We start from the raw sequence: 12,500 nt of genomic DNA, 5'->3' as shown, positions 1-12,500 counted from the left end.
CCCGCCTGTTGAGGAATGTCAACGCCCGGCGGGGCGAGCTAACCGCGTATCAGACCCGAACGCCCCACCATGTGCGCGAAGAGACGGTCCGGCGCAGGGCGGGGCTCAACCCCACACAAAGGATCATGATCGAGAACAGGCACCAGACCGCCGGCATCTCGTTCGGGTCACTGGTCAGCATCCAGGACAGCACCGGCCCCGCAAAGACGTGCAACAGAACGAAACGCCATGCCCCGTAAAGCAGCGGCAGGACGAACACAGCCACCATATAGGTCGGAAAGCCGGAGCCGAAGCCGAACGCGGATTCAAGCGGCACCAACAGCCCGTTATAAGGAATATCCCACGCGATATGCCACGTGCCCGAAACCGTGCACAGTTGATCGGCGCAAAGCGGTTGGCCCGGGACGCAGCGCCCGAAAGCCTCCACCGGGACAAGTTGCAAGAGCATGACCGCCGCGGAAACCCCCGCAAGCCCCAGAACCCAGCCCTGCACCCGCTGCCTGACCTGCGCAGGGACGAGTTGCAGGACGAACAGATTGATCACGATCGGCTGAAACACGATGTGCAGATAGGACAGCAAGGTGACGGCGCGGTTCTGGGGCGTTCCACATTGGCCCAGCACCCCGTATCCTGCGACCTGCAATGCCTCCATCGCCGTAAAATAGCCAAGTGTGCCCCAGATCGCAGCGGGCTGCCCCCGGTGCCAGGCAAGGCTGGTCGCAACCGAACCGAAGCCTACCATCGCGACCGAGGCTTCCACGCTCCAGCACATCGCCTAGACGCCTTCGTATCGGGAAAGCCTGCGGATCATCGCCTCGCGTTCATCCAGAAGGTCCAGCACCATCGCGATACCGGCCGTGTTGATCCCCAGATCGCGGTTCAGGCGGCGTGCGCGTTTGGCGCGTGCGATGCTGACGCCCTCGAACCGCCAGCGCCGGACCGTGGCGCCCATGGGTTCCAGAACGCCCTCATCGACCAATTCGATCACCCAGGCTTCATCCGCCTGGCAAAACCGGCACAGGTCTTCCAGTGTTAGGGTGTCGAGGATTTCCGTCTCGGGTGTTGCCTTCTTCATGGCCTATCCTTTCATCTGGGCGCGCGGATCGAAGGGCAGTTCCCTCGCCATCCGTTCGAACAATGCGCGCGCTTCATCTGTGGACACGTCGGGATTCACGATCTTCAGCGTGGCGAATATGTCCCCCGGCGACCGCCCCGGCAGGCCCTTGCCCTTCAGCCGGAGTTTCTGGCCGGAGCGGGCGTTTTTCGGGATGCGCAGATCAACCTTGCCGCCGGGCGTGGGCATTATCACATGCCCACCCAGCGCGGCCTCCCACGGGGCGACGGGCAGCGTCACGTAAAGGTCCGCCCCTTCGGCATGATAGGTGGGATGCGCCGCGAAGGAGACCTCAAGGAAGAGGTCTCCAGCCTGACCACCGCCAGCCGCCGGTCCGCCCTGCCCCTTCAGGCGGATATGCTGACTTTCGCGTATACCCTTCGGAATGGTGACGGAGATCTTGCGGTCCTCCAACGAGACCTGCCCGGAACGGTCAACCACCGGCATCCGCAGGTGGAGAACACGGGTCGCGCCGCGATAGGAATCCTCGATGTCGATCGTGATGCGCGCATGGCTGTCACGACCCTGGCCCGCATTGAAATCACCATGCGAGGTCGCGCCGCGCCTGAACAGGGTCTCGAAAAAGTCGCTGAAGCCCTCGTTGTCGTGCGGGCCGGCACCTGTGAATTCGAAACCGCTGTCCCAACCGGGTGGCGGTTGAAACGGGCCCGCGCCCTGCGGCTCCGCCCCTAATTGGTCATATGCCGCCCGCCGTTCGGGATCCTTGAGAACCTCATGCGCCTCGTTCACTGCCTTGAAACGCGCCTCGGCATCGGCGTCCTTGTTGATGTCGGGATGAAATTTCCGCGCAAGCTTGCGATAGGCCTTGCGGATATCGTCCTGGCTCGCATCCCGCGCCACGCCCAACGTCTTGTAATAATCCTCGAAATCCATGCTGAACCTGTCTTGATTGCAGTTTGACCAAGGGTATCACGGCGACCACGTTCCGCATTGATCAATGTCAGTTCCGCGCCGCCACAGCTGCCCCTGATGACGGTCGCGAGCATCTCAGACCAGATTACTGTCACCCTGACACCTGGCAACAGTTTCGCGTTCACCAATTGATGAGCGTCAATTGCCGCGTTGCGCGACCGGATAGACAGCGATCAGAATGCGGGAACCGGACATTGGCCACCGAAGCCCGGTCGTATCAATGTCGGCGCCGACCACGCCGCTTTTCACGGAGGCAAAGAGCTAAAATGGCAGTTACTTCCACTAGATCTCAACCCGCAATCACCCTGGCGCGATTGCGGAAAATCTGGTTCTGGATCGGGATCGTGATGATTGTGCTCGGCATCGGGGCGCTCCTCATGCCGGTGGTCAGTTCGCTGATCCTTGGCATCCTGATTGGCTGGCTTTTGTTCATAAGCGGTGTCGTGGCCGTTGCCTCGTCATTCTCGTTCCGTGGAACTGGCCTCTTTGGCTGGCAGCTTGCAGGGGGCCTCGTGCCGCTGGTGGCGGGGGCTCTTCTGATCGTGTTTCCCGCGCAAGGCCTGATCGCGCTGACGGTTCTGGTGGGACTCATTTTCCTGCTGACAGGTGCTGCGCAATCCTCCTTCGCGTTCTGGGCGCGCCCGGCCCGTGGGTGGGGATGGATCCTGGCTTCGGCTTTGATCAGCATCGCATTGGGTGCGTTTGTCCTCGTGGCCCTGCCGGAGGCGTCAGCGGTCGTCCTTGGCGTGCTATTCGGCATCGATTTTGTCAGCACCGGCATCTCCATGGTCTTGATTGCCATTTCGGCGCGGCACGTCGTTTGAAGCTATGCCCCGCCCGGATTGACGGATGTCAAACGCCCGATCGCTCGGTCCATTAGGCAGGGTCAAATCCGGCCCCTTACAACAATCGAGCCCAGCATGAAAAATCCCAGATATCTCCTCTACACCGCGATTGCCGTGGTCTGCGCCGTGGTGGGTTTTCTGTTCTGGCAGGACACCGGCAACGGCACGGTTCCCGAGGGGTTCGCCCATGGCAATGGACGCGTCGAAGCGGTCGAGATCGACGTCGCCTCGAAACTTCCCGGCCGGATTGAGACGATCCTGGTTCGAGAGGGTGAACTGGTCGAAGCCGGCCAACCGCTGGCCGTGCTCGACACACGTCAGTTGACCGCCAACCGCCATGAGGCGGAGGCGCAACTGCTCCGCGCCGAGATTTCGGTTGAGAGCGCCCGGCTGACGATCCAGCAGCGTGAGGCCGAAGTGCGCGCCGCCGAAGCGGTTCTGGCCCAGCAGCAATCGGCCCTTGATGCAGCCCAGCGCCAGTTCGCCCGTTCCGAGGCGCTGGCAGGCAACAGTGTCGCGTCCGAGCGGCAACTTGATATCGACAGGTCGAACGCGCTCGGCGCCGAGGCCGCAGTCGCCTCGGCGGAGGCGATGCTCGCGGGGGCGCGGATCGGGGTTTCCGCAGCCGAGGCAGCGGTGGTCGGGGCCGAAGTGGCGGTGACGGCGGCCACGGCAATGATAGAAGCGATCGACGTGCAGATCGAGGACAGCACGCTGAAGGCACCCCGGCCGGGGCGGGTGCAATACATCGTTGCCCAAGCGGGTGAAGTGATGGGTGCCGGCGGGCGGGTGATCAACATGATCGACCTCAACGATGTCTACATGACGTTCTTCCTGCAAACCGCGGCGGCAGGGCGTACCGGGCCGGGAACCGAGGTTCGCCTGATTCTGGATGCGGCACCGGACATCGTCATTCCCGCCGAGATCTCCTTTGTCTCGGACGTGGCGCAATTCACCCCGAAAACGGTTGAGACCGAGATCGAGCGCGAAAAGCTGATGTTTCGGGTCCGCGCCCGGATCGCGCCGGAGCTGTTGGGAAAATACTTGGATTACATCAAGACCGGACTGCCCGGCGTCGCCTGGGTTCGACTGGATCCCACACAGCCCTGGCCGGAGGAAGCTGAAGGCAGGGTGCTGGAATGACGGCCACCGGGCCTGTGGTGCGGGCGGAGGAGCTTTCGCTTCTCTATGGCAAGGTCCGCGCGCTCGATGCGGTTTCGATTGACCTGCCGGGGGGCTGCATCGTCGGCCTGATCGGGCCGGACGGGGTGGGCAAATCCAGCCTTCTGGCGCTGATTGCCGGGGCGCGGAAGATGCAGGCCGGGCAGCTTGACGTGCTGGGGGGCGACATGCGCCGCGCGCGGCATCGCGCCCGGGTCTGTCCGCGCATCGCCTATATGCCGCAGGGGCTGGGGCGCAATCTCTATCCGACGCTCTCGGTGCGGGAGAATGTGGACTTCTTCGGCAGGCTTTTCGGTGAGAGCCGGCAGGAGCGCGAAAGACGGATTGCCGATCTGCTGGAGGCGACCGATCTGGCCCCCTTTGCCGACCGCCCGGCGGCCAAGCTCTCTGGCGGTATGAAACAGAAGCTGGGTCTGTGCTGCGCGCTGATCCACGATCCCGACCTGTTGATTCTGGACGAACCGACAACCGGGGTCGATCCCTTGTCGCGGCGTGAATTCTGGTCCCTGATCGCGCGTATCCGCGCGACGCGTCCGGGCATGAGCGTGATCGTCGCGAGCGCCTATCTGGAGGAGGCCGCGCAATTCGATCATCTGGTCGCCATGGATGACGGCAAGGTGCTGGCCACCGGCAGCCCTGCCCAGATCATGGATCGCACCGGTACCGCCAACCTTGAGGAAGCTTTCATAGCACTTCTTCCGCCGGAAAGGCGCGACCGGCACCACGATCTGATCGTCCCGCCACTGAACCTTTCAGACAGTGACGGCTACGTTGTCGAGGCGGAGAACCTGACCGTCCGGTTCGGGGATTTCGCAGCGGTCAAGGATGTGAGCTTTCGCATCGCGAAGGGTGAGATATTCGGTTTTCTCGGCTCAAACGGCTGCGGCAAGACGACGACGATGAAGGCTCTGACGGGGCTTGTCGAACCTGTCGAAGGAACCACGCGGATCGACGGCCGAACGGTTGATGCCCGTGACATGGCCACGCGCAAACGCATTGGCTACATGACGCAATCCTTCTCGCTCTATTCCGAACTGACGGTACGCCAGAACCTCGACCTTCATGCCCGGCTGTTCGACATGGCGCACGACGGCATCGCGCCACGGATCGACGAGCTTGCGCAGCGGTTCGATCTTGAGGGGGTCCTCGACAGCTTGCCGCTGCGGCTACCGCTGGGGATCCGGCAGCGGCTGTCGCTGGCCGTGGCACTGATCCACCGGCCCGAGGTGCTGATCCTGGATGAGCCGACCTCGGGTGTCGATCCGGTCGCGCGCGATATCTTCTGGCAGGCGTTGGTGGACCTGTCGCGGAATGACGGCGTGACGATCTTCATCTCCACCCACTATATGTCCGAGGCGGCGCGATGCGACAGGATTTCGCTCATGCACGAAGGTCGCGTGCTGGTAAGCGACACGCCCGAAGCCATCCGTGAGGGTGCGGGGGCCGCGACGCTGGACGATGCTTTCATTCATCACCTGGAACGCGCGCAAAGCGAGAGCAGCACACCTGCGGCCACGCATCAGGCGGAACTGGTCACCGAAGGGGCACCCGTCTCATCCCCGCGGCGGGGACGGTTCAGCCTTGCCCGATTGCTGAGTTTTTCATGGCGCGAATGGCTGGAGCTGCGCCGGGATCCGATCCGCCTGACGCTTGCAAGTGTGGGCAGCGTGATCCTTATGATCGTGCTGGGTTACGGCATTTCGATGGATATCGAGGATCTCAAATTCGCGGTTCTGGATTTCGATCAGACCATTACCAGCCAGTCCTATGTCAACGATCTGGCCGGTTCGCGTTATTTCGAGGAGCAGCCCCCCGCGGTCGATCATGCCGATATCGACCGGCGAATGCGCGCGGGCGAAATCGGTCTGGCGCTGGAGATTCCGCCGGGCTTTGCCGCCGATATCAAACGGGGCCGCCCCGTGCAGATCGCGGCCTGGTTCGATGGCGCCATGCCAATGCGCGCGAATACGGTGCGGGGCTATATCCAGGGAATGCACGTTCACTGGCTGACCGATCAACTGCGCCAAGTCTATGGCGACGATGCCGTGAGCGGCAGCTACAGCCTGCAAATGCGCTATCGCTACAATCCGGATGTGGAGAGTCTGGCGGCCATGGTGCCCGCCGTGATCCCGCTTTTGCTGATGCTGATCCCGGCGATGCTCGCCGTTCTGTCCGTCGCGCGGGAGAAGGAAACAGGCTCCATCATGAACCTGTATGTCACCCCGGCCAAGCGGCTGGAATTCCTGCTGGGCAAACAGGTGCCGTATGTGGTGCTGGGCTTTCTCAACTTTCTGTTGCTGCTGGCATTGGCGGTGTTCGTCTTCGGTGTGCCGGTCAAGGGCAGCCTTCTGGCGCTATCGGCGGGGGCTCTGGTATATGTCATCCTGTCAACGGGACTGGGACTGCTGATCTCGGCCTTCACCCGCAGTCAGGTCACGGCATTGTTCTTCACTGCGCTGGCCACCCTGATCCCCGCGGCGCAATATGGCGGCATCATTGATCCGGTTTCCTCGCTGGAGGGCATGGGCCGCGTCATCGGTGAGGTTTTCCCGACCAGCCATTTCGTCACCATCTCACGCGGGGTGTTTGCCAAGGCGCTGGACTTCGGCGATCTGGCTGGATCCTTTGCGCCGATGCTGTTGCTGGTGCCGGTGCTTGTGGCGCTCGGTGCGTTTTTCGTGCGCAAGCAGGAGGTCTGAGCGATGCGTCCCAAGCATGTGCTACACCTTGCGATCAAGGAATTTCGGGGGCTGTTGCGCGATCCGCTGCTTCTGGCGCTGGTGCTGTATGCCTTTACCCTGGACATCTACACCCATGCCACCGCCATGCCCGAGGCGCTGAACCGCGCGACAATCGGCATCGTGGATGAGGACGCCTCCCCCCTGTCCCGGCGGCTATCGGATGGGTTCCTGCCTCCCTACTTCGTGACCCCTGACCAGATTGACATAGCCCGGATGGACGCGCGTATGGATGCGGGGATCGATACCTTCTCGCTGGTCATCCCGCCGGGTTTTCAGGGTGACCTCGTCGCGGGCGAACGGCCCGAATTGCAGCTTAATGTGGATGCGACACGGGTCAGCCAGGCCTTTACCGGCGCGGGCTATATTCAGGCGATCGTCGATCAGGAAATCACCGGCTGGTCCGGTCAGGAGGCTGCGGTGCCGATCGAGCTGGCCCTGCGCGCCCGCTTCAACCCCGCACTGGATCCCGCATGGTTCGGGGCATTGACGGCAGTGATCAGCGCCGTGACCATGCTGTCGATCATCCTGTCGGGGGCCGCCCTGATCCGGGAGCGGGAGCATGGTACCGTCGAGCACTTGCTGGTCATGCCGGTCAGCGCGGTCGAGATCATGACCAGCAAGGTGCTCAGCATGGGCGGCGTGGTGCTGCTGGCAACGGGGCTGTCGCTGACCTTCATGGTGCAGGGTGTTCTGGGCGTGCCTGTGGCCGGCTCCATCACGCTGTTTCTGGTGGGGGCGGCGCTGCATCTGTTCGCCACGACCTCGCTGGGAATCCTCCTGGCCACCATCTCCGGCTCGATGCCGCAATTCGCCATGCTGCTGCTACTGGTGCTGCTGCCGCTGGAGATCCTGTCAGGTGGAATGACCCCACGGGAATCCATGCCCGAGGTGGTGCAATACGTCATGCTGGCGGCACCCAACACTCATTTCATCACGCTGGCACAGGCGGTGTTGTTCCGGGGCGCGGGACTTGCCGTGGTCTGGCCGCAATTGCTGGCACTGGCGATCATCGGGTCGGCAATGTTCGCGTTCGCCTTGCGCCGGTTCCGCGGCTTCCTGCGGTAGCCGCTGCGTTCGCAGACAAAACCCTTTGGCCGCGCACGGCGACGTGACGGTTGGGTGATCGAAAGCAGCGGGAATTCCCGATACGGCGCACTCAGCCCCGGCGGTGGACATGGACGTCCGGCGCCGGGCTACTCTGCTGGCACAGGCTGGGCGGCCTCGCTGCTTGCCCCACCCTCTTCGGCCCGCCCATTGCCGCGCGACTTGCTGGCAATGATCGTGTAGAACATCGGCACCACGAACAGCGTGAAGAGCGTGCCGATCATCAGGCCGGTGAAGATCACCAGACCCATTGCCTGACGGGCAGCCGCACCGGCACCTTCGGCCAGCATCAGCGGCACGACGGCCAGTGCAAGGGCCGCCGTGGTCATCAGGATCGGCCGCAGCCGCACCTTGGCCGACTCCACGATCGCATCGCGGATCGACATCCCCTCATCGCGCCGCTGGTTGGCGAACTCGACCAGCAAAATACCATGCTTGGTGATGATGCCGATCAACGTGATCAGCCCCACCTGAGTATAGATGTTCAGCGTCCCCAGGCCGAGATTCAGCGGCAGGATCGCGCCGAAAATCGCCAGCGGGACCGACATCATGATGATGAGCGGATCGCGGAAACTCTCGAACTGCGCGGCCAGCAGCAGATAGATTACCACGACCGCCGCGCCGAAGGCGACGAGGATCGTGTTGCCTTGCGTGACCTCCAGCCGCGACTGACCGGAATACTCGATGAAGAAGCCGTCAGGCAGCACGCGTTCGGCGATCTCGACGATGACGCCGAGCCCCTCACCCGTGGTCACGCCGGGCAGCGGCAGCGCCGAGATCGTGGCCGAATTCAGCTGGTTGAACTGCTCGATGGCCGCTGGTGAGGCATTGGTCGACACCTCGATCAGCGATGACAGCGGGATCATCTCACCCGTGCTCGACCGCAGGAAGTACTCGCCCAGCCGTTCGGGATTCTCGCGGAAGTTCTGTGGCACCTGGGTGATGACGTCATAGCTCTGCGATTCGCGGTCGAACTGGCTGATCGCGCCACCGCCCACCAGCAGGCTGAGCGTGCTGCCCACGTCGCGCACCGGAACGTTCAGCGCGGCAGCCCGATCGCGGTCGATGGTCACGGTGACCTGTGGCGCGTCGAAGGCCAGCGAGTTCTGCACCACGATAAACCGGCCCGTCTGTTGGGCTTCGCGCTGGATTTCGGCGGCGACCTCGTAGACTTGCCTCGGATTGCCGGTGGACTGGATGACCATCGAGATCGGCAAGCCGCCGCCTGCGCCAGGCAGCGACGGCGGCGCGAAGACCAGCGCCTCGACCCCGTCCACGGCCGAAATGCGACCTTGGATGTCGGCCTTGATCTCCGCCTGGCTGCGCTCACGCTCGGACCAATCCTTCAGCGCCCAGATCGAGAAGGCGGTATTCGTGGCGCCGCCCACACCGACGATCGAGAACTGCGAGCGCACTTCCTCGATGTCCTGGGTGCGCTCACCGATTTCGGCAGCGTAGCCGCTGGTGTATTCACTTGTGGCATAACGCGGGGCTGTGACCAGTGAGAACAGGCCGCCCGAGTCCTCCTCGGGCGCAAGCTCGCTGGGCGTGTTGAGGAACATGAAGCCGGTCAGTCCAACGAGGACCAGCACCATCAGCATCGTCACCGGCCGGTAATCGAGCGAGCTTCGCACCCGGCGCTCATACCAGTTCGACACCCGGTCCGACGTTCCGTCGACGACCCTCTGGAACCGGGTGTGTCCGCCCGAACTCAGCAACCGCGCCGACATCATCGGCGTGATCGTCAGCGCGACAATGCCCGAAATCAGCACCGCGCCCGCCAGCGTAAAGGCGAATTCGCGGAACAACGAGCCGGTGAGACCGCCGGTGAAGCCGATCGGGATGAACACGGCGACCAGCGTCAGCGACATCGCGACGATCGCCAGCCAGATTTCCTGCATGCCCTTGATCGCCGCCGCCATCGGGGCCATCCCATCCTCGACGTGGCGGTGAATGTTCTCAACCACGATGATCGCGTCGTCGACCACCAGGCCGATTGCCAGAACCATCGCCAGCAGCGACAGAAGATTGATCGAGTACCCCATCGCATAGAGGAAGAAGCAGACGCCGACCAGCGACAGCGGGATCGTCACGATGGGCATCAGAACCGAACGAAATGACCCGAGGAACAGCAGGATCACCAGAATTACGATGATCACCGCCTCGGCGATGGTCTTGAAGACTTCCTCGATTGAGGCGCTGATCGTCTCGGTCGAGTCGTAAACCATCGAAACGGTCATGCCCTCCGGCAGGCTCGCCTGGATTGATGGCAGTTCTTCGAGGACCGCGCTCGCCGTATCGAGCGGATTGGCCGATGGCGTTGGGAAGATGCCGATGAACGTGCCGGGCTGTCCGTTGAAACGGACCACCGTATCGGTGCTCTCGGCCGCCAGCTCGATCTCCGCCACGTCTCGCAGTCGCACCACATCATCGCCATCGGAGCGAATCGGGAGGGCCCCGAAGGCCTCGGGCGTCTGGAGCGTCGAATCGAGCGTGATTGAGTATGAGACCAGATCGTTCTTGGTCCGCCCGGGTGCCGACAGGAAGTTCGAGGTGTTGATCGCGTTCAGCACCTCCGTCGCCGTGGCGCCCCGGCTGGCGAGGCGCACCGGGTCGATCCAGACCCGCATCGAATAGTTCGCGGCGCCAAGGATCTGAACCTCGGCCACGCCCTCGATCGTCGACATACGGGGCCGGACCACCCGTTCGAGATATTCGGTCAACTGCTCGGGGCTCATGTTCTCGTTCTGAAAGGCAAGATACATGATGGCGAACTGCTGGCCGGTGCCCTTGAGGATCACCGGGTCCTCCGCTGCGGTTGGCAGCTGGCCGCGAACCTGTTGCACCTTGGACATCACCTCGGTCAGCGCGATATCCGGGTTGGCGCCGAGCTGCATCTGAACAGTGACGGAGCTGCTGGAGGGGCGGCTCTGCGAGGTGACATAATCCACATTTTCGGTGGTCGAGACCGCCGCCGCAATCGGCGCTGTCACAAAGCCCTGGATCAGGTCGGCGCTGGCACCGGGATAGATCGTGTTGACGGTGATGACCGTCTCTTCAACTTCGGGATACTGGCGGACCGGCAGGTTGAACAGGCCCTGGAAACCCAGCAGCAGGATCAGGCAGCCCAACACGGTCGACAGGACGGGGCGGCGGGTAAAGAGCTCGGGAAGGCTCATTCGGTAGCCTCCGCCGCGCGTCCCGCGCCGATGAACGCGTTCGTATCGCTATCCTCGTCCGCCTCCGGTTCAGGCGCGGGGTCGGGAGATGCCTCGGATGCCTCCGCGCCAGACAGCTTGACCGGCAAGCCGTTCGACAGCCGGTTCTGGCCCGCGACCACGATCCGATCGCCTGCGCTGACGCCCTCGACGATCTCGACCAGGTTATCCTGGCGCGAGCCGGTCTGGACGAAAATTTGTTTCGCCATCAGTTGCGGCTCTTCTTGCGTGCTGTTTTCGGCCGGCACGACGGAATAGACGTAATCGCCGTAGAGGCTGGTCACGACCGCTGTCTGCGGCAGCGCCACCACGTTCTCCATGTCTGGCAATGTAACCCTGACCCGAACGAACTGACCGGGGCGGAAGACCTTGTCCTCATTCTCAAGCTCGGCCCGCACTTTCACAAGGCGCGTGGCCGGATCGATCCGCGGTTCGATCGCGGTGATGATGCCGGAACCGGTCGTCCCCGACTCTCCGGCCAGGGTGACCGATTGGCCGATGTCGATCTGCGCCAATTCCTGTTCGGGCAGCGAGAAATCGACCCGCAGCATGTCTGTGTCCTGCAGGGTCGCCACGGTGCTTCCGACAGTGACGAACTGGCCTACCTCGATCTCAGGGATACCGATCTCACCGGCGAACGGTGCTTCGAGCACCTTCTGGTCGAGGATCGCCTCGATGCGCTGCATCTGCGCCAGCGCGGAATTGGCGGCGGCTTCGGCCTCCTCGATACTGGCGGTTGCCGTAATGCCCCGGTTCCCAAGGGATTCGGCACGTTCCAGCGTCTGTTGGGCCAGGTGCAGCGAGGCTTGCGCCGCGGCGAGGTCCGCCTGCTGGATCTCGTCGTCGATCCGGACCAGCATCTGGCCTTTCTCGACGCGATCATTTGCCTCGAATCCAATCTCGCGGACAACGCCGCCCGTCTCGAATGCGAGATCGATGCCGCGGCGCGAATAGATCGTGCCGATCGCCTCCAGCGTCGGCGTCCACGGACCCGCCTCTGCAACGACCGTGTCCACCGGCAGGGCGGGCGTGGGCCGATTGGCAAAGAAATCCGTGATCGCCTGATCACGAAACTTGTTGAAACCAACGACGCCGCCCACCGCGATTGCAAGGAGCAGGACAGCAATTATTAAGCGTTTTATCATGAATTCGGGTCCCGGTCTTTACAGTCAAATCGGCGACGATGCCTGGTTCGAACGCCAGTCTGCCTACTGTACCGTCCGGTCGGTATTGTCAATAAAGAGGTTCGATGGGCCAGACTTCGTTGCCGGGCTCAACAGGTTGGATGCGCGAGACCGCATGATAAAAATGGCCGAGAACACGACCGCGTGAAAATCCGTTCCGGCACCTTTTTGATCTCGAT

The 12,500-nt window shown here is 62.9% G+C and carries 9 protein-coding genes; 4 read left to right on the top strand and 5 right to left on the bottom strand.

Translation table 11 applies throughout. From position 1 onward, the window contains the following. Positions 1–49 precede the first annotated feature (49 nt). Genes H1S03_RS03245 through H1S03_RS03235 form a run of 3 tightly spaced genes read right to left on the bottom strand, consistent with a single transcriptional unit; the run spans position 50 to position 2,008 of the window. Entirely contained in the window at positions 50–772 is a 723-nt protein-coding gene (locus tag H1S03_RS03245) for a DUF5765 domain-containing protein (protein WP_185803138.1), read from the bottom strand. 3 nt (positions 773–775) lie between these two features. Beyond that, positions 776–1,075 carry a chaperone modulator CbpM gene (locus H1S03_RS03240; RefSeq protein ID WP_166192411.1) on the bottom strand — a complete coding sequence of 100 codons (300 nt, stop codon included), beginning with the start codon at positions 1,073–1,075 and terminating at the stop codon, positions 776–778. A 3-nt stretch (positions 1,076–1,078) separates the two neighbouring features. After that, the gene (locus tag H1S03_RS03235) at positions 1,079–2,008 is read right to left on the bottom strand and encodes a DnaJ C-terminal domain-containing protein (protein WP_185803137.1); all 930 of its coding nucleotides are present in this window, start codon (positions 2,006–2,008) and stop codon (positions 1,079–1,081) included. 386 nt (positions 2,009–2,394) lie between these two features. Between H1S03_RS03235 and H1S03_RS03230 the strand changes: the two genes are divergently transcribed. The 4 genes from H1S03_RS03230 to H1S03_RS03215 all read left to right on the top strand — a co-directional run bounded on the left by H1S03_RS03230 (position 2,395) and on the right by H1S03_RS03215 (position 7,880). Beyond that, positions 2,395–2,871: an HdeD family acid-resistance protein gene (locus H1S03_RS03230; RefSeq protein WP_185803136.1), complete on the top strand. Its 477-nt coding sequence runs from the start codon at positions 2,395–2,397 to the stop codon at positions 2,869–2,871. A gap of 96 nt (positions 2,872–2,967) precedes the next feature. Beyond that, positions 2,968–4,035, top strand: coding sequence for an HlyD family secretion protein (locus tag H1S03_RS03225; RefSeq protein ID WP_185803135.1), 1,068 nt, complete (start codon positions 2,968–2,970; stop codon positions 4,033–4,035). Beyond that, a complete protein-coding gene (rbbA, locus tag H1S03_RS03220) occupies positions 4,032–6,773 on the top strand; it encodes a ribosome-associated ATPase/putative transporter RbbA (protein WP_185803134.1) in 2,742 nt (913 codons plus the stop codon). Before H1S03_RS03225 ends, rbbA begins: the two co-directional genes overlap by 4 nt. 3 nt (positions 6,774–6,776) lie before the next feature. Further along, on the top strand, positions 6,777–7,880 hold the full coding sequence (locus tag H1S03_RS03215; protein ID WP_185803133.1) for an ABC transporter permease: 1,104 nt from the start codon (positions 6,777–6,779) through the stop codon (positions 7,878–7,880). Positions 7,881–8,008: 128 nt separating this feature from the next. On the opposite strand, the gene H1S03_RS03210 is transcribed toward H1S03_RS03215, so the two are convergent. Together H1S03_RS03210 and H1S03_RS03205 are read right to left on the bottom strand one after the other, a co-directional pair. Then, positions 8,009–11,098 (bottom strand): efflux RND transporter permease subunit, encoded by a 3,090-nt coding sequence (locus tag H1S03_RS03210; RefSeq protein WP_185803132.1) that lies wholly within the window; start codon positions 11,096–11,098, stop codon positions 8,009–8,011. Then, complete coding sequence (locus H1S03_RS03205; RefSeq protein WP_185803131.1) at positions 11,095–12,282, bottom strand: efflux RND transporter periplasmic adaptor subunit; 1,188 nt, start codon at positions 12,280–12,282, stop codon at positions 11,095–11,097. The genes H1S03_RS03210 and H1S03_RS03205 overlap by 4 nt, the downstream gene beginning before the upstream one ends. Between the last annotated feature and the right edge of the window lie 218 nt (positions 12,283–12,500).

It is taken from the genome of Pontivivens nitratireducens (assembly GCF_014235845.1).
Lineage (GTDB): Bacteria > Pseudomonadota > Alphaproteobacteria > Rhodobacterales > Rhodobacteraceae > Pontivivens > Pontivivens nitratireducens.
Note: the sequence above shows the minus strand (reverse complement) of the source record. Positions and strands in the feature narration are given on the sequence as shown.